At 34.6% G+C, this 24,416-nt stretch carries 18 protein-coding genes; 15 read left to right on the forward strand and 3 right to left on the reverse strand.

Translation table 11 applies throughout. The features are described from left to right. The first annotated feature begins 62 nt into the window (after positions 1-62). The 5 genes from ABTV69_RS21035 to ABTV69_RS21055 all read left to right on the forward strand — a co-directional run bounded on the left by ABTV69_RS21035 (position 63) and on the right by ABTV69_RS21055 (position 10,376). Positions 63-1,679: a sulfatase-like hydrolase/transferase gene (locus tag ABTV69_RS21035; RefSeq protein WP_433832320.1), complete on the forward strand. Its 1,617-nt coding sequence runs from the start codon at positions 63-65 to the stop codon at positions 1,677-1,679. Positions 1,680-1,821: 142 nt separating this feature from the next. Beyond that, positions 1,822-3,084: a YeiH family protein gene (locus ABTV69_RS21040; RefSeq protein WP_433832322.1), complete on the forward strand. Its 1,263-nt coding sequence runs from the start codon at positions 1,822-1,824 to the stop codon at positions 3,082-3,084. A gap of 901 nt (positions 3,085-3,985) precedes the next feature. Beyond that, a complete protein-coding gene (locus ABTV69_RS21045) occupies positions 3,986-7,033 on the forward strand; it encodes a SusC/RagA family TonB-linked outer membrane protein (protein WP_433832324.1) in 3,048 nt (1,015 codons plus the stop codon). 10 nt (positions 7,034-7,043) lie between these two features. Continuing rightward, complete coding sequence (locus ABTV69_RS21050) at positions 7,044-8,492, forward strand: RagB/SusD family nutrient uptake outer membrane protein (protein ID WP_433832327.1); 1,449 nt, start codon at positions 7,044-7,046, stop codon at positions 8,490-8,492. Between the two features lie 231 nt (positions 8,493-8,723). After that, positions 8,724-10,376 carry an arylsulfatase gene (locus tag ABTV69_RS21055; protein ID WP_433832329.1) on the forward strand — a complete coding sequence of 551 codons (1,653 nt, stop codon included), beginning with the start codon at positions 8,724-8,726 and terminating at the stop codon, positions 10,374-10,376. A 134-nt stretch (positions 10,377-10,510) separates the two neighbouring features. On the opposite strand, the gene rocD is transcribed toward ABTV69_RS21055, so the two are convergent. Then, positions 10,511-11,764 (reverse strand): ornithine--oxo-acid transaminase, encoded by a 1,254-nt coding sequence (gene rocD, locus ABTV69_RS21060; protein ID WP_433832331.1) that lies wholly within the window; start codon positions 11,762-11,764, stop codon positions 10,511-10,513. Positions 11,765-12,157: 393 nt separating this feature from the next. Here rocD and ABTV69_RS21065 point away from each other — a divergent pair, with 393 nt between their 5' ends. The 4 genes from ABTV69_RS21065 (at position 12,158) to ABTV69_RS21080 (ending at position 15,534) form a co-directional block, all read left to right on the forward strand. Beyond that, entirely contained in the window at positions 12,158-12,610 is a 453-nt protein-coding gene (locus ABTV69_RS21065; protein WP_433832333.1) for an Lrp/AsnC family transcriptional regulator, read from the forward strand. Positions 12,611-12,718: 108 nt separating this feature from the next. Next, on the forward strand, positions 12,719-13,492 hold the full coding sequence (locus ABTV69_RS21070) for a dienelactone hydrolase family protein (RefSeq protein WP_433832335.1): 774 nt from the start codon (positions 12,719-12,721) through the stop codon (positions 13,490-13,492). Between the two features lie 44 nt (positions 13,493-13,536). Continuing rightward, entirely contained in the window at positions 13,537-14,508 is a 972-nt protein-coding gene (locus tag ABTV69_RS21075) for a DUF3667 domain-containing protein (protein WP_433832337.1), read from the forward strand. Between the two features lie 9 nt (positions 14,509-14,517). Further along, a complete protein-coding gene (locus tag ABTV69_RS21080; RefSeq protein ID WP_433832339.1) occupies positions 14,518-15,534 on the forward strand; it encodes a M28 family peptidase in 1,017 nt (338 codons plus the stop codon). A 152-nt stretch (positions 15,535-15,686) separates the two neighbouring features. Here ABTV69_RS21080 and rho read toward each other — a convergent pair whose 3' ends face one another. Beyond that, the gene (gene rho, locus ABTV69_RS21085) at positions 15,687-17,525 is read right to left on the reverse strand and encodes a transcription termination factor Rho (protein WP_433832341.1); all 1,839 of its coding nucleotides are present in this window, start codon (positions 17,523-17,525) and stop codon (positions 15,687-15,689) included. Positions 17,526-17,708: 183 nt separating this feature from the next. Between rho and ABTV69_RS21090 the strand changes: the two genes are divergently transcribed. The 3 genes from ABTV69_RS21090 to ABTV69_RS21100 all read left to right on the forward strand — a co-directional run bounded on the left by ABTV69_RS21090 (position 17,709) and on the right by ABTV69_RS21100 (position 19,848). Further along, on the forward strand, positions 17,709-18,119 hold the full coding sequence (locus tag ABTV69_RS21090; RefSeq protein ID WP_433832343.1) for a DUF4293 domain-containing protein: 411 nt from the start codon (positions 17,709-17,711) through the stop codon (positions 18,117-18,119). A gap of 149 nt (positions 18,120-18,268) precedes the next feature. After that, positions 18,269-18,928: a response regulator transcription factor gene (locus tag ABTV69_RS21095; RefSeq protein ID WP_433832345.1), complete on the forward strand. Its 660-nt coding sequence runs from the start codon at positions 18,269-18,271 to the stop codon at positions 18,926-18,928. A 158-nt stretch (positions 18,929-19,086) separates the two neighbouring features. After that, positions 19,087-19,848 carry a sensor histidine kinase gene (locus tag ABTV69_RS21100; protein WP_433832347.1) on the forward strand — a complete coding sequence of 254 codons (762 nt, stop codon included), beginning with the start codon at positions 19,087-19,089 and terminating at the stop codon, positions 19,846-19,848. Here the strand turns inward: ABTV69_RS21100 and ABTV69_RS21105 are convergent, their stop codons facing one another. Continuing rightward, positions 19,849-20,343 carry a metallophosphoesterase family protein gene (locus ABTV69_RS21105; RefSeq protein ID WP_433832349.1) on the reverse strand — a complete coding sequence of 165 codons (495 nt, stop codon included), beginning with the start codon at positions 20,341-20,343 and terminating at the stop codon, positions 19,849-19,851. It lies immediately after the preceding gene. Between the two features lie 230 nt (positions 20,344-20,573). On the opposite strand from ABTV69_RS21105, the gene truA reads away from it, so the two are divergent. The 3 genes from truA (at position 20,574) to ABTV69_RS21120 (ending at position 24,121) form a co-directional block, all read left to right on the forward strand. Then, a complete protein-coding gene (gene truA / locus ABTV69_RS21110; protein ID WP_433832351.1) occupies positions 20,574-21,308 on the forward strand; it encodes a tRNA pseudouridine(38-40) synthase TruA in 735 nt (244 codons plus the stop codon). Positions 21,309-21,404: 96 nt separating this feature from the next. Next, positions 21,405-23,159 carry an ABC transporter ATP-binding protein gene (locus tag ABTV69_RS21115; RefSeq protein WP_433832353.1) on the forward strand — a complete coding sequence of 585 codons (1,755 nt, stop codon included), beginning with the start codon at positions 21,405-21,407 and terminating at the stop codon, positions 23,157-23,159. 377 nt (positions 23,160-23,536) lie between these two features. Then, the gene (locus ABTV69_RS21120; RefSeq protein ID WP_433832355.1) at positions 23,537-24,121 is read left to right on the forward strand and encodes an NUMOD4 domain-containing protein; all 585 of its coding nucleotides are present in this window, start codon (positions 23,537-23,539) and stop codon (positions 24,119-24,121) included. Positions 24,122-24,416 lie beyond the last annotated feature (295 nt).

The raw sequence follows: 24,416 nt of genomic DNA on the forward strand, positions 1-24,416 counted from the left end.
AGTTTAAAATTTTGACAAAGTTCTAAAAGGAAATAAATTCGAAAACCACCAAACCAAAAACCATGGCAAACTTCAAATTCAATAAAAAAATCCTAATTCCGCTCCTCCTGCTTTTCGCAATTGCAGCTTTTTTATTCTGGCCAATTAACACATATGGAATTTTGATTAAAGAAAATCCAAAATTAGCAGAGGGAAAAAAGAAATTTTTAGCCTCAAAACCTAAAGATTCTGCTGCCGCAAAAAAGACTAATATCATTATTCTGTTGGCCGATGATTTAGGAAAATATGATATATCGCTCTACGGCGGAAAATCGACTCCGACTCCGCAAATCGATTCTTTGGCAGCATCAGGCGTGACCTTTACAGATGGTTACGTTTCGGCATCCATTTGCTCGCCTTCAAGAGCAGGACTAATTACAGGAAGATATCAAGAACGATTTGGCCACGAATATCAGCCAGGCGATCGCTATCCAAAAAACAATCTCGAATATTATGCTTTCAATTATTTGGTTGAAACCGATAATTGGAGATTGAATGACAAAATAGATTATCCAAATGATGCTTCGGTAGCAACGCAAGGGCTTCCAAAATCAGAAATCACTTTTGCAGATTTGGCGAAAAGACAGGGCTACAGCACAGGAATAATCGGAAAATGGCATTTGGGTCACAACAAAGGATTTTTTCCTTTAGATCGCGGTTTCGATTATCATTACGGATTTTATCAAGCTTTCTCGCTTTACGCTCCCGAAGACGATAATCCTGACATCATTAATCATCATCACAAAGATTTTACCGATAAAACCATTTGGGGAAAAGGTCGAGTTGGAATTGGACAAATTCGTCGTGACACCACTGTTATTGATGAAAAAGCGTATTTGACTGAAAAATTTGCGGAAGAAGCAGAAGCTTTCATTGACAAAAATAAAAACAAGCCTTTTTTACTTTATATTCCGTTTAATGCGCCTCATACGCCATTTCAAGTCCGTAAAAAATACTACGATCGTTTTCCGAATGTGAAAGACGAAAACAAACGTGTTTATTTTGCTATGATCAGCGCATTAGACGATGCCATTGGAAGAATACGCGAAAAAGTCAAAAAAGAAGATTTGGAGGACAATACCTTAATCATTTTTGCCAGTGATAATGGCGGTGCAGATTATACTTTTGCTACAACAAATGCTCCTCTAAAAGGCGGAAAATTTTCTCATTTTGAAGGCGGTATTAATGTTCCTTTTGCACTTTCGTGGAAAGGAAAAATAAAACCGCATACGATTTACAAAACTCCTGTAAGCACTTTGGACATTTTTACCACAATTGCCGCCGCGATTGGTTCTGATTTACCAAAAGACCGAGTTTATGACGGTGTTGATTTAGTTAAAACAGTCAATGAAAATAAAATCGCACACAACGATTTATACTGGCGTTCTGGCGATGCAAAAGCAGTTAGAAGCGGTGATTGGAAATTAATCATTAGCGGAAAAACGCATGAAAAATGGCTGTACAATCTTGCTCAAGACAAATCGGAAACGAAAGACCTCTCACAACTCAATCCTGAAAAAGTAAAAGAATTGGAAACTGCATTACAAACTTGGGAAAAAGGCTTAATCAAGCCACTTTGGCCTAATTTGACTTATTACGAATTCGACTTTGGAAAACAGAAATACTTTGTGGATTTGTAAATTTCTAAGCTAAAATTGATCTTTTAGGCTTATTCAAACTCCTGCAAGGTTTTCAAAACCTTGTAGGTTTATTTTATTTATTTCAAAATTACTAACCAATACTTACAAGGTTTTGAAAACCTTACAGGAAAGAAAATATAAAATGTCAACCTCAACCAAACAATTTAACCTTCACGAAGACTGGACAGTCGTTATTCTCGGCTTTCTAATTATAGTAATTTCGATTTTTATTTATCTTCCTGAAATTCCCGTTTTCAAATGGACAAACGGAACAGATTTATTAACTACTATTTTCACTCTTGAAAACATTAAAATCATTGTTTTTCAATTTCTTTATTTTCTTTTGATTGGAACTATCGGAGCTTTTTTAGTCGGAAAATCAATTAAAAATTTCCTGTTAGGATTTCCAATCATTTATTTTTTAACGTTTCTCGCTTTGATTATTGCCGGAAATACAGAAGTAAAAGCTCTCAATCTAGAAGCTGTAATTTTTAGTTTAGCCATCGGACTCCTTATTGGCAATTTCTTTCAACTTCCAGAATGGTTTCGAACCGCTTTATCAACCGAATTATTTGTCAAAATCGGATTGGTCCTATTGGGAACAAGCGTTATTTTCTCAGACATTTTAAAAGCAGGATCATTGGGGTTAATTCAAGCTTTAATAGTCGTCTTATCCGTTTGGTATTTTGCTTTTTGGCTTTGCAAGAAATTAAAAGTCGATGACGAATTGACTATGATGATTTCAAGTGCAGTTTCCATTTGTGGTGTTTCAGCTGCGATTGCAACTTCTGGAGCTATAAAAGGCGATTCTAAAAAACTGTCGTATGTTATTTCGATGGTCTTAGTAACTGCTATTCCGATGATGATTTTCATGCCAATTATAGCAAGTCATTTTAATTTTCCTGAAGAAGTTACAGGAGCTTGGCTTGGAGGCAGCATCGATACTTCCGGAGCTGTTGTGGCTTCTGGAACTTTAGTTGGAGAAACAGCTTTAAAAATCAGTACGATTGTAAAATTTTCACAAAATGTTTTATTAGGTTTGGCGGCTTTTGCAATTTCAATTTATTGGACTTACACACATAATCAATCTGCTGAAGTTCAAAATTCTAAACCAACTTTAAGTGTGATTTGGGAGCGTTTTCCAAAGTTTGTTTTGGGTTTTATCGGAGCTTCTATTGTTTTTTCTTTCTTGATTTCACCTGAAACACGTGATACAGTAAAAGAAAGTTTAAAAAATTTGCAAGGAGTTTGGTTTGCATTGGCCTTTACAAGTATTGGTTTGGAAACAAATTTTAAAGAACTGATTCAAAACAATAGCAAAAAACCTTTGATTGCTTTTCTCACCGCACAACTCTTTAATGTCATTATTACCTTGATTATTGCTTTTGCATTGTTTAATCCTTGAAAAATAAAATAGAGCGAAATCTGATCAATATCATTTCATAGAAATGTCTGGTTGGTAGATCCAAATTTTAATCAAGGTAACACGTTCCGCAGGAACGTTTGAATTATCGCCAAAATTTTATTTATCCCTAAATCCGACAGGTTTTAAAAACCTGTCGAATTTTATTTCTGTTAATTTTCGTAAAAATCAGGTGTCCCTACAGGACACACCTACTGTAAACTTTTTTTTCAACCAACCAGATATTCCTACGGAATATTACATAACTGTCTTCATGGATGTTTTAATTTAGCTTAAGATTAATCCATAAAAGCAAGTAAAACCTGTATAAAGCATATATTTTCAAATTGTTTTTTTAATTTTCAAATATCCTAAACAAAACATTAAAAATCAAACACTTAAAGCAAAAACATCACTATACAGGCTTTCTATTCAATACTAAATTTTAAAAAAATTAAATATTCTTTTGGTTTTCATTATAATAAAATTAACTTTGTCTATAGGATTAGTAGAGTTTAAATCATAAAAACTATATTTTGAAAACATCAGCTTACACATCGTATTACATTCTTCCTAAAAAAGTCAGATATAACAGCTTTGGCTCTATGTGCATGTGTTGTTAAAATTCCTATTCTTTTCATTTTTATTCAAAATGAAAATCAACCTAAATTCTTATTGACAAATTATTAAAACATAATGATGTCAAACCGCATAACTAAAAAAATAATAACTAAATCAAAATTATAATGACAATCATGCACTGCCCTATTCTCTCTTAATAAAAAACCATTTCTGCGGCAACAGAAATGGCAAGACTTAAAGAACATTTATCACTAAAGAAAGCGCTCGAGAATTGAAAACTCAATTTCTCGTAAAGCTTTATTATTTAAATCCAAAAAAAGTAATGAACAAGCAATTACACGCCTTTTTGTGGCTTTTTGTATTCTTAATTTCGATCGGAATTAAAGCCCAAAATACCAAACCCTTAATCAATTCGACCTTAAATGGTACCGTTGTAGATCAGGTTACCAATCAGCCAATTCCAGGAGTTACCGTTCAAATTAAAGGAACAACGCACGCTGCAGTAACCGATTTAGACGGAAAATTCTATTTTCAAACCGGACAAATATTCCCTTACACTCTAGTTGTAAGCTACATGGGATATATCACTGCAGAACATGTTGCAACCAAAGATTTTGTACAAATTTCATTAAAAGAAGACGTAAAAGAATTAAATGAAATCGTCATCATCGGATACGGAACTACATCTAAAAAAGATTATACAGGAGCTGCTGAAACAGTGGCTCAAATGTCATTAAAAGCAACTCAAAAAACACTCGAAAGTTCGCTGCAAGGTTCTGTTGCAGGAGTTAATGTAACGCAAACTTCTGGTCAGCCAGGTGCGGGAATGAGTATTCGTATTCGTGGAGGAAGCTCCATTCAAGGCGGAAATGAGCCTTTGTACGTTATCGATGGTTTCCCATTATACAATTCGGAAGTTACCTCTGGCGTTTTGAGCGGTACGCCAACCAATCCGCTTTCAACGATAAACCCTTCAGATATCGAATCTATTACGGTTTTAAAAGATGCTTCTTCAACTGCAATTTACGGTTCGAGAGGAGCAAACGGAGTGGTTATTATTACTACCAAAAAAGGTTCTAATAATGCTACAACTGTAAACTATGATTTTACCATTGGCCAGCAATCGGTTCGCAAAAAAGTAGATGTGCTAGATGCTCAAGGATTTTCTAGATTACGAAATGCGGCATTGTATGATTCTAATCCAGCAGGCGGACCAAATCAATATTTGACTGATGCACAGATTGCACAATTGGGAAAAGGAACCGACTGGCAAGATGCAGCGTTCCAAAAAGGCTTAACACAAAATCACCAATTGAGTATTTCTGGCGGAAATAATCAGACGAAATATGCGGTTTCGGGGAACTATTACAATCAAGAAGGAATTATAAAAAATACAGGCTTTGAGCGTTTCAGCGGACGTGTCAATTTAAACTCGAAAATAAGCAGTAAAGCTCGATTCGGCTTGAATTTGACCGTTGCCGAAACAAAATCTAAAGTCGCTCCAACAGGGTTAGTAACGGCTTTATTAAGCATGCCTCCAACGGCAACGATTTACGAACCAGACGGAAGTTATACGTTGAGAAATCCGTTTGAGAATATTTTTGCGAATCCAATTGCAACTTTAAATGAACGCAAAAATCAATCTATCACTGATCGTATTTTAGGAACAGTTTATGGCGAATATGATATTTTGAAAAATCTAGTCTTGAAAGTTTCTTTTGGAACCGATATGATTTTCAACAAAGAAAAAAGCTATTTGCCGTCTAGCATTTATGAAGGATCTATCACAAATGGAGAAGGAAAAATTGGAAACGCAGAATCTCGTAGCTGGTTAAACGAAAATACGTTGACATATACCACTGTATTTGGCGAAAAACATCATTTAAATGCTTTGGCGGGTTACACACAGCAAAGTTCTACAAGAGAATTTAATACCTCTGGATCGCAGCAATATGTAAACGATATTACTTCTTATTACAGTTTGCAAAGCGGAAATGTCGCGTTAATGCCAACTTCTGGCGAAAGCACTTGGGCTTTAAATTCTTTCTTAACCAGAGTAAATTACAATTTTGATTCAAAGTATTTCTTAACAGGAAGTTTAAGAGCAGACGGTTCTTCGCGTTTTGGAAAAGACAACAAATGGGGTTACTTTCCTTCTGTCGCTGCAGCTTGGCAAATTAGCAATGAAAAATTCTTTTCTCCTGTAAAAGAGGTTATTAATAGTTTAAAAATTAGAACCAGCTGGGGAGCAACAGGAAATCAGGAAATAGGAGAATATCAGTCTTTATCGACTTTGACAAGCGTGAAATATCTTTTCGGAGATCAAATTTATACTGGTTTTACGCCTACGCGAATTGCAAATAACGATCTTGGATGGGAACTAACGAATCAGTTTGATGCTGGTGTTGACGTTGGCTTTTTCAATGATAAATTGAATTTAACCGTAGATGTATATCGTAAAACTACAAAAGATTTATTGCTAGACGTTCAGCTTCCGTACACGACTGGATTTACTTCTTCTTTGCAGAATTTTGGATCTGTTCAAAATCAAGGAATTGAATTTGGTTTGAATGCTTCACTTGGAAATACCGCTTTCTCTTGGACTTCAAACTTTAATATTGCTTTCAATCAAAATAAAATTATTGCTTTAGGAAATGGAGCTGAATATTATACTTTCGGAAATTATATTCTAAAAGTTGGCCAATCTCTAGGAACTTTTTACGGAGCTGTTACAGACGGAATTTTACAAACTGATGAAGTGGCTACAAAAGGAGTTTACACTGGAAATGCAGCTCCAAAAGCAGGAGATCGTTTGTATAAAGATATTAATGGTGACGGCGCTTTTACAACGGCGGCAGACAGAACGAGTATTGGCGATGCACAGCCAGATTTCGTTTTCGGATTCTCGAACAACTTTACTTATAGAGGTTTTGAATTGGCGATTTTAGTAAATGGTTCTGTTGGAAATAAAATCCTTAACGGAAACTTACAAGCGCTAGAATTGTACAACGGACAGCAAAATGCTTCGACTTCGGCTTTAGATGCTTGGACACCAACAAATCCAAGTACTACAACGCCAAGAGCAAAATTAGATCCTGCACCGGTTTTCTCTAACCGATTTGTAGAAGATGGTTCATTCATTCGTTTGAAAAATATAGCATTCAGTTATAATCTTCCCAAAAAAGTATCTGAGAAACTAAGTTTAACATCAGTAAAATTCCGTGTCATTGGAGAGAATTTATTGACTTGGACAAAGTACACAGGTTACGATCCTGAAGTGACCAACGGAACCACTATTTCTCCAGGAACAGATACAGGAATTTATCCTGCTTCTAAAACCATTTCAGGCGGTTTAATTGTTACATTCTAAAAGATTTATCATGAAAAAGACACTCATATTCAGTTTTGCGGCACTCTTTTTAATCAGTGCCTGCAATTCATTAGACGAAGATCCGAAAGCTTTTATTTCGTCTACCAATTTTTATAAAACAACCGAAGATGCCGATGCAGCCGTTATTGCCATTCATAATGCCATTAACAGTTCTACTCATACTTTATACAATAGATTAATTCAGATTGCAACCGAAATGGCAACCGATGATTATGAAGCAGGACCAAGAGCCAGAAATGCACATGTTAGAGCACTTTCTAATTTAACTCATGATGCCTCAAATGACCGTATGATCGAGTTGTGGAGACAAAGTTATGACGGAATCAACAGAGCCAATGTTGCCATTGATAATATCGCGAAAAATCCAAATCTTAACTCGCAAAAAGACAAAGATTTGATTAATGAAGCGAAGTTTTTAAGAGCACTTTTATACTTCAACTTGGTAAGATGGTTTGGCGATGTTCCTTTGGTTTTGCACGAAACGACCGTTTTAACACCAGAAGCAATCAATGTAAGCAATACGCCAGAAGCAGAGGTTTACAACCAAATAGAAAACGATTTGATCGATGCAGAAGCGCTTCCTGTAGTGCAGCAAAATAAAGGCCGAGTTACTGCGGGAGCTGCGAAAAGTATTTTGGCAAAAGTATATTTAACCGAAAAGAAATGGCAAAAAGCAGCTGAAAAAAGTAAAGAAATCATTGATAGTAAAGTGTACGATTTGTTCGAAAATTATGCAGATGTGTTTAATGTGGCAACCAAAAACGGAAAAGAGCATATTTTTTCTGCTCAATTTAAAGGTTTAACCAACTGGAACGGAAATATGCTAGCTTCAACAGCGGCTCCAACTTCTGTTCCTGGAATTGCAGGAGATCAAGCGGATGCTTTACACAAAGAAGGCGGACTTTTTGAAGCTTTCTCTGAAACAGACAAAAGAAAGTATATCACTTTCGCAGTAGAATTTGTAAGTCCGACGGATGGAAAAACGTATAAAGTAACACCGCATTTCAATAAATATTTTGATCCCGCAACGCCAACTTCGCCGGGACAATCTTCGAAAAATACGCCGATCATACGATTTGCAGAAGTTTTATTGATTTACGCAGAAGCTTTAAACGAACAAAACGGAGGGCCAACACCAGAAGCATATGCTGCAGTTGACCGCGTGAGAACAAGAGCAGGAATTGAATTACTGGCTACTACTTCACCAACCTTGAGTCAGGACGATTTTAGAGAAGCGGTTTTTGAAGAAAGAAGAAAAGAACTGACTTACGAATACCAGCGCTGGTTTGATTTGGCAAGAAGAGGGCCAGATTATTTTGTAGCAAAACTAAAAGCAGCTGGAAAAACCAATGCACAGCCAAAACACGTCCACTTCCCTATTCCACAACGAGAATTGGACTTGAATCCGAATTTGAAACAAGTTCCAGCTTGGAGATAATTTTTATTTAACACATAGTCGAAACGTTTGGGATAGACTTAATCTGCCTTCATCTGTTTTAATCTTTTTAAATCTGCGTGAAAAAATCGATGTGCAAAAAGTATTTCACGCAGATTTAAAAAGATTTAGGCAGATTAAAATAGATTTTACAAAAACTCAAAATCTATGTTTCTATGTGTTAAAAAAACATTTATATGAATTAAAAAATATACTAACAGTAAATTATACAAGATGAATAAAAAAATAAACATTTTATTTTCTGTCTTATTGACGGGAATAATCGGTACTTACAAAACCGATGCGCAAACCGCATCCTCAAAACCAAACGTCATTCTAATTATGGTGGATGATATGGGATATTCAGATTTGGGAAATTACGGATCTGAAATTAAAACGCCAAATTTAGATCGTTTAGCAAAAGAAGGAACACGTCTTCGTGAGTTTTATAACAACTCTATTTGTGCGCCTACGAGAGCATCTTTATTAACAGGACAATACCAGCACAAAGCTGGAGTGGGTTATTTTGATGTGAATTTAGGTCTTCCAGCCTATCAAGGTTATTTAAACAAAGAATCTTTGACTTTAGGTGAAGTTTTCCGTTCTGGAGGTTACAGCACTTTGATGTCTGGAAAATGGCACGTTGGCTCTGAAGATCAGGCGCAATGGCCCAACCAAAGAGGTTTTGATAAGTTTTACGGAATCTTAAAAGGTGCGGCGAATTATTTCGATACTAAACCTTTGCCATTTGGAAAAACGGCTTATCCTGTAAAAATGATCCGCAACAACGAAGAATTGCATCCAAAAGACGATTCATACTACTTCACAGATGAAATCGGAAACAATGCGGTGACTTTCTTAGATGAGCAAAACAAAGAAAACAAACCCTTCTTTTTGTATTTAGCCTTTACCGCACCACACTGGCCGCTACAGGCAAAACAAGTGGATATTGCCAAATACAGAGGGAAATTTGACGAAGGTTGGGACGTTTTAAGGGAGAAAAGAATTAAAAAATTAAGAGAAAACGGCATCATTCTTCCGAATCAAACTATTGCCCCTCGTGATCAAGAAGTTCCAGAATGGGATAAATTGACATATGACGAAAAACAATTCTGGAAAGCTAAAATGGAGGTTTACGCCGCCATGGTAGATAATATGGATCAAAATGTGGGTAAAGTTTTAGACAAATTAAAAGCTTTGAAAAAAGACAAAAACACCTTAATCATTTTCATTGCAGATAATGGCGCTCAAGGCGGATTTAATACTTATAATCCATTAAAAAGAGGTTTAGTTCGTAATGACGGACCTGTTGGTTCATCTGGGTCTTTCGATTACCAAGAACAAAACTGGGCTTATTTATCAAATACGCCATTACAGGATTATAAAAACAATATGCATGAAGGCGGATTCAGTTCTCCATTTATTGCTTGGTATCCTTCAAAAATTAAAGCAGGAAGAATCGATAAGGGAACAGGACACATTATAGATCTTGCTCCTACTTTTTACGAATTGGCCGGAATTGAATATCCTAAGACGTTAAATGGTGTAAATTCTAATCCGCTTGCTGGAAAAAGCTTATTGCCAGTTTTATTCGATAATGCTTCTGAAGTAAATCGTGGTGCTCCGTTATTCTGGGAAAGAGCCGGAAATAGAGCGGTTAGAGAAGGCAAATGGAAATTGGTTTCGATCTATCCGTCTTACCAATGGGAACTTTATGATCTTGAAGCAGACCGTGGAGAAACTACAAACGTAGCAGCTCAAAATCCTGGAATTGTAAACAATCTTTCGGCAAAATATTTTGATTGGGCAGACAAAACTGGAGTGGTTGAATACAGCAAATTCAAGCAAAAAGGTGAATTGATTCCAGGTGCAGCTGCGAAAAAATAATTACTTTTTTTGATATTTTTAGTAATTATGAAGAAGTGGCTGTTACTGCAACGGCCACTTTAAAAAAAATGGTATCTACAAAAAAAGCAGCGATTTAACCCGCTGCTTTTTTATTTTGAACTCAAAGAGTTTTTTTATTTCTTAAATTCATTCAAAGATTTCTCAATAATCTCCAAACATTCGTTAATTTGTTTTTCTGTCATAACCAAAGGCGGCGCCAATCTGATCTTATTTCCATGAGTTGGTTTTGCCAATAATCCGTTGTCTCTGAATTTTAGGCAGATTTCCCAAGCCAAATCAGATTCTTCATCTGTATTGATTACAATGGCGTTCAATAAACCTTTTCCTCTTACCAGCGTAATTAGACTATTTTTTTCAGCAATTTTATTCAATCCATCTCTTAAAATTACTCCAAGACGTTCAGCATTTTCAGCCAATTTTTCATCTTTAATAACTTCAAGAGCTGCAATGGCAACTGCAGCCGCTACAGGATTTCCTCCAAAAGTAGATCCGTGTTGTCCTGGCTTAATTACGTTCATGATTTCGTCATTACATAAAACGGCAGAAACTGGATAAACTCCGCCAGAAATTGCTTTTCCTAAAATTAGAACATCTGGCTGAACGTTTTCGTGATGAACCGCTAATAGTTTTCCTGTACGGGCAATTCCAGTTTGAACTTCATCAGCAATAAACAACACATTATGCTTCTCGCAAAGTGCTTTCGCTTTCGCTAAATAACCTTCCGAAGGAACATAAACCCCTGCTTCTCCTTGAATTGGTTCAACTAAGAATCCAGCGATATTTTTTGATGAATTTAAAGCGTTTTCAAGTGCTTCAAGATTATCGTATTCAATTTTAATAAAACCATCTGTAAAAGGTCCGAAGTTTTTACGTGCCGTTTCATCATTTGAAAATGAAATAATCGTAGTCGTTCTTCCGTGGAAATTATTCTCGCAAACAATAATCTGCGCTTGATTTTCTGGAATTCCTTTTACTTCATAAGCCCATTTTCTAGAAATTTTCAAAGCAGTTTCTACCGCTTCGGCTCCTGTATTCATTGGAAGAACTTTGTCGAAACCAAAATATTTGGTTACATATTCTTCGTAGTTTCCTAATTTATCATTGTAAAAAGCACGAGAAGTCAAAGTCAGTTTTTGTGCTTGTTCTACCATTGCATTCACAATTTTAGGGTGGCAATGACCTTGATTCACTGCAGAATAAGCAGATAAAAAATCATAATATTTCTTTCCGTCAACATCCCAAACATATACGCCTTCTCCACGTTCTAAAACTACAGGAAGCGGATGGTAATTGTGAGCTCCATATTTGTTTTCTTTTTCAATCAAAACTTCAGATTTTGACGAAAGTGTTTTTTCTGTACTTATCATAATATGCTTTTTATTTCTACAAAAATATCAAAATTAAATTAAAAAAGAACTTAAATATAATGTTTTGACTTATAAATAACAAATTGTAAGTCAAAATGCATATTTTTTAACCATAAAAAAAGTAAATCTCTTTTGAGAGAAATATTCTTTGAATGATTATTAAAAAAAATAGTTACTTTTATGAATTCGGAATATTAAAAATTGCATAATGTCATGCAGTCCCTACGGTACAAAATTATATTTGACATTGTCTACCTATATTTAATCCCTACGTGATTATTCGTTAGGAATATTAGATTGGTAAAATTTATAATATTCCGATAAAAATGTTCCGTAGGAACTATATGCAATTCACTAAAAAGAATAAAACAGTTTATAACTCAATTTAAAATAATGGAATTATTAGACGAATTTGATATCAGCATCATTAAGGAATTAGAAAAAGACGGAAGAATGGCTTTTTCTGCAATAGCTGCAAATTTAAAAATATCAAATACGATGGTGCATCAGCGTATTAACAGAATGATGGAACAAGGTGTTATTGGCGGTATCAAACCTATTATTCAAGAGAAGAAAATAGGTTACGACTGGGCTTCTTTTACAGGACTCACATTAAACAAAGATTCTGATTCTGAAAGAATTATTGAAGCACTTAAAGAAATTCCGGAGATTACCGAATGTTATTACGTAACAGGTTCTTTTACGCTTTACATTAAAATTATTGCTAAAAATCATGAACACATGCGTCGCATTCTTTACGAAAAAATTGATGGAATTCCAGGCATCGATAAAACCGATTCTATTGTAGAACTGGGCTGCGCTTTTAAACGCAATATATCTTTATAATAAGGAAAAATATTCCTTTAAAATATCCGTTACAAACCTCACAATAATTTAGTTGCGAGGTTTTTTTGTAACATAATATTTCTGATATTTGTTAAAAATTACCAAATTATGAAAAATGCCGTACTTATTTTATTCAGTGCAATCTTATTTTGTAACCTTATGAATGCGCAGTTGAAACCCGTAAAATATACCGAAGGAAGCCAACAGTTGAATGGCTTGTTCATTAAATCTGCTAAAAAAAGTGGCAACAATCCTGGAATCTTGCTATTACCAGCTTGGCTCGGAATCGATAATGCGTCAAAAGGAATTGCAGAAGAATTAGCTAAACTAGGTTACAACGTTTTTATCGCTGATATCTATGGCGAAGGAAACTATCCTAAAAATACTAGCGAAGCTGGAAAACAAGCTGGTTTTTATAAAACAAATTTCGAAGCGTATCAAAAACGTATTGATACTGCTTTGAAAGAATTGGTAAAATCTGGAGCAAATGCAGACAATATCGTTGCAATTGGCTTCTGTTTCGGAGGTACTGGAGTTCTAGAAGCTGCTCGCGGACATTTGAATGTAAAAGGAATAGCTTCTTTTCATGGCGGTTTAGGAAAAGATGCCAGCAGAAAAACAGAAACAATTGATGCAAAAGTTTTAATCTGTCATGGTGCTGATGATCCGTTTGTTCCTAAAGAAGAAATTGCTTCTTTCCAACAAGAAATGCGCGATGCTAAGGCAGATTGGCAAATGATTTATTATGCAAATTCGGTACACTCTTTTACAAATCCCGAAGCTGGAAGCGACAATTCTAAAGGCGCAGCTTACAACGCTCTTGCTGCTAAAAGATCTTTTGAGCATTTACAGCTTTTCTTGAACGAAGTGCTTAAAAAATAATAACTGAAAAAACTAGACCAAAACCAAATCAACTGAAATAGCCAATGTCACACAACAAAATTAGAGAAGACAAAACCTGCTTAAACTGCAGGCATGTTGTCGAACAAAAATTTTGTCCTAACTGCGGACAAGAAAACAGTGATTCCAGAAAAACTTTCCACCATTTATTTGTTCATTTTTTTGAAGATTTAACGCATTACGAAAATGCATTCTGGAAAACCATAAAAAATCTGCTTTTTAAGCCTTCAACGCTTACTAAAGAGTATCTTTCTGGAAAACGTCTGTCTTATTTGGCACCAGTTAGATTGTATATTTTCATCAGTTTTATCACTTTTTTACTGATTGCTATGTTTCCTAGCAAAATAAACGGTGATATCGATAAAAGCGAAAAAGAATTAAATAAAGAAATTGCTAAAGCTACTAAAGACTTGGATATTAAAAAGGAAGACAGGAAGTACTTTACTTTTGCAAATATGAAGAAAGTTGATTCTCTGCAGAAATATGGAAAACCAGAAGAAAAGCTAAATGCTAGTAGCTATTGGTTTGTTGAAAAAGCAAGTCATGTCACTGAGAAATACACCAAAAAAGAGATTTACACAAAATTCATAGAAGCTTTTTTTCACAATCTACCAAAAATCCTTTTTATTATCATGCCGTTTTTTGCTTTTTTCTTGTGGCTTTTTCACAACAAAAAAAGATGGTATTATTTTGATCACGGAATATTCACGCTCCATTATTTTTCGTTCCTCTTATTGATTTTCCTGATTATGTTTATCGTTGACAGGATTATAGGTTTATTTGGAGAAGACAGTCCACTATCTTTTATTTCAGGCATTACCACTTTTGTGGGCACAATCTGGATGTGTTATTATTTTTATCCTGCACATCATCGTTTTTATGGCGAATCTAGAATAGTGTCATTTGTTAAAAGCGTTATGCTCTTTATAATAAACTCACTTTTTATTCTATTTTTACTGACCATTTACGTTCTTTACACATTTATTAATTTACACTAACTATTTAGAATGAAAAAATTACTCATTTTATTTTTAATTGTTACTGCGTACTCTTGTAAAACTACGCAGTCAACAGCATCTAAAGACAATTCGGATCCGTCAAAATATATTAAGGCGATCAGCGAAAAAGATCTTAAAACAATGCTTTACACTGTTGCTTCTGATGAAATGGAAGGTCGCGAAACGGGTTCTAAAGGACAGAAAAAAGCGGGTCTTTACATGATTGAGCAATACAAAAAAAATGGAATCTCTTTTCCAAAAGGAGCTTCAGATTACTATCAGCCAGTTCCTGCAGCATTTATGAACGCAAAACGCAATCAAAATTTACCTGATTCAGAAAATATCTGGGCTTATATTGAAGGTTCAGAAAAACCAAATGAAGTTTTGGTAATTTCTGCACACTACGATCATGTTGGAATTAAAGATGGAGAAGTTTACAACGGAGCTGATGACGATGGTTCTGGAACTGTAGCAGTTATAGAAATGGCTAAAGCTTTCGCGAAAGCTAAAAAACAAGGACATGGACCAAAACGTTCTATCTTGTTCTTACACGTAACTGGTGAAGAACACGGTTTACATGGATCTCGTTATTATTCTGAAAATCCATTGTTTCCAATCGCAAATACAATTGCCGATATCAACATCGATATGATCGGACGTCGTGATGTGGAGCATGCAAAAACAAACAACTACGTATATGTAATTGGTGCAGACCGATTATCATCTGATTTACATAATGCTGTTGTAGCTCAAAATGATAAATACATCAAAATGGACTTAGATTTTAAATTTAATGATCCAAAAGATCCGAATCATTTCTACGAGCGTTCTGACCACTACAACTTTGCAAAACACGGTATTCCAGCTGTTTTCTTCTTCAACGGAGTTCACGAAGATTACCACAAAAAAGGTGACGAACCTCAAAAAATCGAATACGATGCTTTAACAAAAAGAACAAAACTTGCGTTTGTCGTAGCTTGGGATTTAGCTAATAGAGCAGAAAGACCGGTAGTTGATAAGAAATAGGTTCAAAGGTTCAGAGGAACAAAGCAACAAAGGCTTCTAATCTTTGCCAAAAAAAAAGGATGAGTAAAACTCATCCTTTTTTTTTGCATTCTATATTTTACTCAAAGAGAAAAACTTTGTCCCTTTGTCCTCCTGAATCTTTGTCCCTCTAACTAGTCATTCATCGAAATCAAAAACTCTTCATTATTTTTCGTTTTCTTGAAACGATCGTTTACAAAGTCCATAGATTCTACTGGATTCATATCTGAAAGATATTTACGCATAATCCACATTCTTTGTAATGTTTTCTCATCTAATAATAAATCGTCGCGACGTGTACTAGATGATGTAAGATCGATGGCAGGGAAAATACGTTTATTAGCTATCTTACGGTCTAATTGTAACTCCATATTACCAGTACCTTTAAACTCTTCGAAGATCACTTCGTCCATTTTAGATCCAGTTTCGGTTAATGCAGTAGCGATAATACTTAAAGAACCTCCATTTTCTACATTTCTAGCCGCTCCGAAGAAACGTTTTGGTTTTTGCAATGCATTAGCATCAACACCTCCACTTAATACTTTTCCTGATGCCGGCTGAACCGTATTATAAGCTCTTGCTAAACGCGTAATCGAATCTAATAAAATCACAACATCGTGACCGCATTCTACTAAACGTTTTGCTTTTTCTAATACGATGTTAGCGATTTTTACGTGTTCTTGCGGTTCTCTGTCAAAAGTTGAAGCAATAACTTCACCACGAACACTTCTTTGCATATCTGTAACCTCCTCAGGACGCTCATCAATAAGAAGAACAATTAAATAAACTTCAGGATGGTTGGCTGCAATTGCATTTGCAATATCTTTAAGAAGCATTGTTTTACCTGTTTTAGGCTGTGCAACGATCATACCACGCTGCCCTTTACCTATTGGTGAAAACAAATCTATAATTCTTGTTGAAATAGAACTGCCTTTTTCGGCTAGTTTGAATTTTTCTGAAGGAAAAACTGGTGTCAAGTGTTCAAAAGAAACTCTATCGCGAACTACTTGCGGATCGTGTCCGTTAATTTTTAACACACGAACCAATGGAAAAAACTTCTCGCCTTCTTTTGGCGGGCGAACCACTCCTTTTACAGTATCTCCGGTTTTTAAACCAAATAATCTGATTTGTGAAGTTGATAAATAAATATCGTCTGGAGAAGCTAAATAATTATAATCTGATGAACGTAAAAATCCGTAACCGTCTGGCATCATTTCTAAAACACCTTCACTTTCAATAATTCCGTCAAATTCAAAATCTGAATCTCTGAAATTGTTATTGTTCTTTTTATTCTTGTGATTAGGGTTTTGGTTGTTATGATTTCCGTTTCCATTGCCATTCCCATTTTGATTTTGATTCGGGTTTTGATTTTGGTTTTGGTTCTGATTTTTATTCTGATTCGGATTGATCTTTTTTGTAGGAGTAATTGCTGGCGTTTTTTCAGCTGTCTCAACTGCTTCGGCAGTGGTCTCAGAAATAATTGATTCTGATGGAGCTGCTTCTACTGCTTCTTCATTAGATACTGCCTCTTTTTCTTTTTTCAGTGCTACTTTTTTCTCGTATGCCTGTTTATTGAATTTACCGCCTTTAGGCTCTTTTTTAGCTATTGGCCCTTTATTTCCCTCTACTGCTTCAGTTGCCGTTTCTGCAATTGGCTGAGCTGTTGCAACAGGATCGTTTTTTTGAACAGTTTCCTCTACTTTATCAAATTCTAAAACGGGAGCATTTTTGGTATTTGCTGCTTTTGTTTTTGGCGGCGCAATTCTAGCACGCTTTGGTTTTTCTTCTTTTGCTTCAGCAACAACTTTAGTTTGAGGAGCTTCAGCAGGTGCAAGAGTACTTTCCTGATGTGCTAAAATCTGACTAATTAAAGTCTCTTTTTTGACACCGGTAATCTTTATGGTTTTAGCTAACTTAGCTATTTCTTGAAGCTCAGAAAGCTTCATTTCTTTTAATGCAGAAATATCAAACATGAATGTTCTATGAATTTAATTATTTTAAAGGAAATACTGTAAAAAGAATAGGTAGATAATTAATTTGAATTGACCGCAGTATGAAGTGCTTACGGTATTATGATGCAATAATACGAATAAAATTTTATCATACAATAGTATTTTAAAAAAAGAAAATATATTTTTGTAAAACATTTTTAGACCATGATACAAAGAATTCAGACTGTATATTTATTTCTTGCTTTTGCTGCAACTGGCATTTTAATGCTTTTTGTTCCGCTTTGGACAACTAGTGCAGGAAAGCCATTCTTTTTTATGCAGGATCAACTTTATGCTGTTTTATTAGGCTTAACAACTATGCTTAGTATTATCAGTATAATTTCATTTAAAAAGAGACAAAATCAGTTTGTGTTAAACAGACTTAATATAATATTAAATTTAATTTTATTAGGATTATTTGTATATCGATCACTAAATTTATCTGGAGGGACTGAGGTCTCTGAGAAAGGTATTGGGATGTTCATGCCGATTGTCGCTATCGTGTTATTAGTTTTAGCTAATAAGGCCATCAAAAAGGACGAAGATCTTGTAAAATCTGTTGATCGTTTGAGGTAAACCTATAAACTTAGTTTATTTTGTGCGAAAGAAAACCCGAATTTTGATTCGGGTTTTTTTATGTCTTATTCTGTTATAAATCAAACTTAAAGAGCACAATAAAAATGTTCTTCGCATGATAAATTTGCATTTTTCAAATTCAAACAATCATGACGCCAAAAATAAAGATTCATCTTGCAGACGATCATCAGGTCTTAATTGATGGACTATCGAATCTCCTTCAAACGGTTTCAAAGTTTGAAGTGGCAGGAACTTCAATAGATGGCACAACTGTTTATGACGATGTTTCAAAAGGCAAAGCCGATATTTTGATTTTAGATATTAGCATGCCTAAAAAAGACGGCATCGAAACATTGAAAGAATTCAATAAAAAACAATTGCCTTGCAAAGTCATTATTTTATCCAGTTATGACGATTTAAAAATTATTAAAGAAGTAATGAAATTGGGCGCAAAAGGCTATCTCACCAAAAATTGCGCTGGTGATAATATTATCGAAGCGGTCGAAGCTGTTTATCAAGGACAAGACTATTTTTGCGATGCTGTTAGAAAAAAGATTTTCAATACATTCAAAGACAATCCAAAATTGAATTCAAACATAATGATAGAAAATCCGATTTTGAGTCCGAGGGAAATTGAAATTATAACCCTAATTGCCTTAGAATACAGCGGAAAAGAAATCAGCGAAAAGCTTTTTATCAGTTCGCATACGGTAGAAACGCATCGTAAAAACATCATGAAAAAGCTGCATATAAAAAGCACCGTAGGCTTAGCAAAATATGCTTTTAAAAACAATTTGATAAACCCTTAAAAATTGCTTTCATGTTTCGTTTCAAACTTTTTATTTTCTTGTTTTTATCTTTTGCTATTGAAAACATTAGCATCGCGTAGCAAAAAGATACTTTAAAAGTTCCGCAAACCGAAATTAACGGTAAATGGCCAAATCACCACCTTAGTACATCAGAACAATTGCGAAACAAAAAAATCGTCAGTTTATCCATTATACTTACAGTCATTATTTTTCTTTTATTTTATTTCTTATACCAAAACAACAAACTCAAACAGAAAATAAAACGAAAAAACACCAAACAGAAAATCCTTCTCAATATTATAAATTCCAGTATTGATTCTCAAGAAGTAGAACGCAAAAAAATTGCTTCTTTCCTGCATGACAATATCAATTCGCTCTTATCTTCAGCAGGATTACATTTGAATACTTTTACAGCACAGCACGACATAAATTCAAGCGAAATACAAAAGGCCAAAACCATTTTATCTGAAGCGCATGAACTTTTAAGAGATATGTCTCATGATCTTGTTCCATCGCTTTTGGTTCGTTTTGGATTAATTTATGCTTTAGAAGATTTATGCGAAAAAAATTCTAACTCCGCCATTTCGTTTGAATTTTCAAACTCCATTCCGATTACCAGAAGATACGTTGAAAAATTCGAAATGAAGATTTATTTTATTGTCAGCGAATTGTTCAGCAATATTACCAAACACAGTAATGCTCAAAAAGCAGTGCTTTCTTTGACCGAAAAACAAGATCAGTTAATTTTCAGTATTTACGATGACGGTATTGGTTTTAAAACACACAAACTGAAAGACGCAGAAGGTTTTGGTTTAAACAGAATTAGGGCGCGAATCAAAAAATACAAAGGAACCTTGTCTATTATTTCAAAAGAAAATCAGGGAACCAGAATAAAAATCCAGATTCCGTTGCCTCATTAATTACTTCGCTCCTATTTCGATAATTTCCAGATCTTTAATTTTATCATCATCAATTACAAATCGAAGCATCGTTCTCACTTTATGAAAACCGCTTTTCCCTGCCGCCCCCGGATTCATATGCAGTAAATTATTCTTTTTATCAAACATCACTTTCAAAATATGTGAATGCCCACAGATAAATAATTTTGGCGCATTCAAAGCTAGCTCTTCCCTAACATTTGGATTGTATTTCCCAGGATATCCCCCAATATGCGTAATCCAAACCGATACATTTTCACAAGAAAAACGATTGTTTAAAGGAAATTCCAATCGCGCCTTTGCATCGTCAATATTTCCATAAACCGCTCGCAAAGGCTTTAGCTTTTTAATAGTATCCGTAACCTTCAAATCTCCAATATCTCCAGCATGCCAAACTTCATCTGCCTGCGCAACGTATTTTAAAATAGTATCATCAATGTGGCTGTGAGTATCTGAAAGAAGGAGTATTTTAGTCATTTTTTTAAAGGGACAAAGGTTCAAAGAAACAAAGCTACAAAGTTTTTCTTTAGACACGTAATCCTATTTTGATATTTACTATTTGTCAATCTGGAGTTAGACGCACTGCAGTGCGTCTCTACAATTAAAAAACGCAAAAAACACCTTTGTCTCTTTGTCACTTTCAACCTTTGTCACCTAAAATCAAAAAACCTTTGTACCTTTGCCCCTCAGAACCCCTGTCCCTTAAAATGAGATATTTTATTCAATTTGCTTATAACGGAACCCATTACCATGGCTGGCAAATACAGCCAAATGCTTCTTCAGTTCAAGAAACTTTAAACAAGGCTTTTTCTGTTTTATTAAATGAAACTATTAGCATCATGGGTGCCGGAAGAACAGATACTGGCGTTCATGCAAGCGAAATGTACGGTCATTTTGACACAGAAAAAATCTTAGATATTCCGGTTTTGATTTATAAACTGAATTCTTATTTACCAAAAGACATTGCCGTTTTTGATATTATTTTAGTTCACGATGAAGCACATTGCCGATTTGATGCTACAAAGCGAACGTATGAATATCATATCAATACAGTAAAAAATCCGTTTTTACAGGAACTGAGCTGGTATGTTACACAGAAATTGGACATCAATTTAATGAATGAAGCGGCACAACTATTACTAAAGCATACAGATTTTCAATGCTTTTCAAAAGTTAATACTGATGTAAATACGTTTGATTGCACGATTTTTGAGGCATACTGGAAACAAGAAAACGAAAAATTAATTTTTACTATTTCGGCAAATCGGTTTTTACGAAATATGGTTCGCTCAATTGTAGGAACTTTAATTAATATTGGATTACACAAAATCACGCTGGCAGATTTTGAAACTATAATTGCCAGCAAAAACAGAGAAAAAGCAGGGTTTTCTGTCCCAGCACATGGTTTATACTTAACCAATATTTATTACGATTATTTATAAGCTTTAAGCTTTAGGCAATAAGCTTTAGGCTTATTCCTTACTGCTTATTGCCAATAGCTTACGGCTTAGAGCCTAAAGCTTAAAGCGTTAAAAAAAATGAAAGCAAAAGCATTCGATACCGGATTATTCAAAAGAATTTTAAAATATACGCGTCCTTATAAATGGCGTTATTATGGCGTAATTGTATTTGCCATTTCACTTTCAATCTTCGCTGCACTTCGACCATATTTACTTAAAGAAACGGTGGATGGCTACATCAAAACTCATGATAAAATGGGATTATTGCTGTATATCATTTTGATGGGAGTCGTTTTGCTGATGGAAGTTTTTTCTCAGTTTTACTTTGTCTATTGGGCAAACTGGCTCGGACAAGATATTGTAAAAGACATCAGAACCAAACTTTTCAAGCACATTTTGAGCTTCAGAATGAAGTATTTTGACTTAGTTCCTGTTGGCCAATTGGTTACGAGAGCCGTTTCTGATATTGAATCGATTGCCCGCATTTTCAGCCAAGGTTTGTTTATGATTATAAGCGATTTGATGAAAATGGTTGTGGTTCTTATTTTCATGTTTTACATGAACTGGAAATTGACTTGGATTGTAGTAGTTGCCATGCCGATTTTGGTTTACATTACACGAATTTTTCAGCGTAAAATGCAGGTTGCTTTTGAAGAAGTAAGAACACAGATTGCCAACATGAACTCATTTGTACAGGAACGTGTAACAGGAATGAAAATCGTACAGCTTTTTAGTCGCGAAAAAATCGAAGCCGAAAACTTTGAAGAAATCAACAACAAGCACAGAGTTGCTTGGATTAAGACCATTTTATATAACTCGATCTTCTTCCCAATTGCTGATATTATTTCGTCTATCACTTTAGGTTTGGTTGTTGTTTATGGTGGATTTAGAATTTTGAATGGAGATCATTTTACGACTTTTGGAGATTTGTTTTCATACACGATGTTTATCGGAATGCTTTTTAACCCATTGAGGCAAATTGCAGATAAATTTAACGAGATGCAATTAGGTATGATCGCCGCCAATCGTGTTTTTGATATTATCGACACACAAGATCACATTCAAGACACAGGAACAATTGAAGCACCAGTTTTTAATGGAAGAATCGATTTTAAAGACGTTCGTTTCAGTTATATTCCAGAAGAAGAAGTTATAAAAGGAATCGATTTATCGGTTTCAGCTGGACAAACTATTGCTATTGTGGGTTCTACAGGCGCAGGAAAATCTACTATTATTAATTTATTGAATCGTTTTTACGAAATTAACAGCGGAAACATCTCCATTGACGGAGAAAATATCGAAAATTATACTTTAGCTTCCTTAAGAAAACAGATTGCGGTCGTTTTGCAGGATGTCTTTTTGTTTGCTGATACTATTTACAATAATATCACTTTGCACAATCCAGAAATTACACGAGATAAAGTAATAGATGCAGCGAAGAAAATTGGTGTCCATGATTTTATTATGAATCTTCCTGATAACTATGATTTTGATGTAAAAGAGCGAGGCGTTATGCTTTCTTCTGGACAACGCCAGCTGATTGCTTTTTTACGTTCTTATGTAAGTAATCCAAGTATTTTGATTTTGGACGAAGCGACTTCTTCTATTGATACCTATTCAGAAGAAATGATTCAACGAGCAACCGAAACCATTACAAAAGGAAGGACTTCGATTATAATTGCCCACAGATTAGCAACAATCGTAAATGCAGATCAAATTGTGGTGATGGACAAAGGATTGATTGTTGAACAGGGAACACATCAAGAGTTATTGCAAAAAACGGATGGGTATTATAAAAATTTATACGACTCGCAATTTGCTGTAGCTAACTAAGCTTTCACTACATTATCTAAATTAAAGATATAAAAAAACATTTCCATTCAAAAAGCCTACTGAATTTTGAATGGAACTTTTGGCTGAATCTTAAGGGATTTTTAGTTGCAAAAAACGTAATTGCTACTTTCAAAAATGGTCCCAAATAATAAATTAATAATTATTTGGCTATAAATTAATATTCGTTTCCTAAATTAAAAAACTGCAGTATTCCTAAATTGTGAATTAAAATCCGACTAAAAACTATCAAAAAGATGCTAAAACGTTAAATTAGCGTTATAGAAATCATAAAATTGGCCTTTCACAATCAGTTAGATAGCAGGAATTTTTGGTTTATTCTTTATCTTTGAGAGTATAGAAATCAAATGTAAAAGACAATGCCACAAAATAGATTTTATCCTGATGAAAAATTCAAAGAAATAGAAATAAATGCCTCATTACAATTAAGATACGCCATTTCAAACAGAGGTCGATTAATCAGTTTTACTGACGAAATTGAAAACGGACGCATTTTAAAAGGAGGTTTAAGCGACGGATATCCAACTTTCCGTTTTAAGGTTAAAAAAGACGATAAAATCGTAAACAAATATCTTTTCTTATACAAATTAGTTGCCCAATATTTTATTCCGAAAGAATCTGAAGAACAAACTTATGTGCTTCATTTAGATTACAACAGAGCCAATGATGATATGAGCAATTTACGCTGGGCGACCAAACAAGAAATGATGGCGCACAGCCGCAAAAGTCCACGTGTTATTCAAGCAAAAAAGAACTTAATTGAACACAATCTAAAAGCAGATGGACGAAAATTAACGACCACAAAAGTGATGTTAATTAAAAAAATCCTAGCAAGACCCGAACAAAAAACACGTCTAAAAATGATTGCAAAACAATTTGGCGTAAGCGAAATGCAAATCAGAAGAATTGCCAGCGGAGAAAACTGGGGACACGTTAAAATATAATTATGAATTGTTAATTATAAATTATGAGTTGGGAAATTCCAAATGTAAACCGAGCTCGTCATTTTTAATTCTAAATTTTTAATTTTTAATTGAATACAATTGTCAGGCTGAGCGAAGTCGAAGTCCCACGTAAAGCTCTTCGACTCCGCTCAGAGTGACAAAGAATATATAAGTAGCCACAGATTACACAGATTAACACTGATTCAAAAAATCATTTTAATCCTAATAATCTGTGGCTTATTTTTTTATTCGCAAAAACATTTCACATTTCACATTTCACATTTCACATTTTACA

Source organism: Flavobacterium anhuiense (assembly GCF_050990855.1).
Lineage (GTDB): Bacteria > Bacteroidota > Bacteroidia > Flavobacteriales > Flavobacteriaceae > Flavobacterium > Flavobacterium anhuiense_C.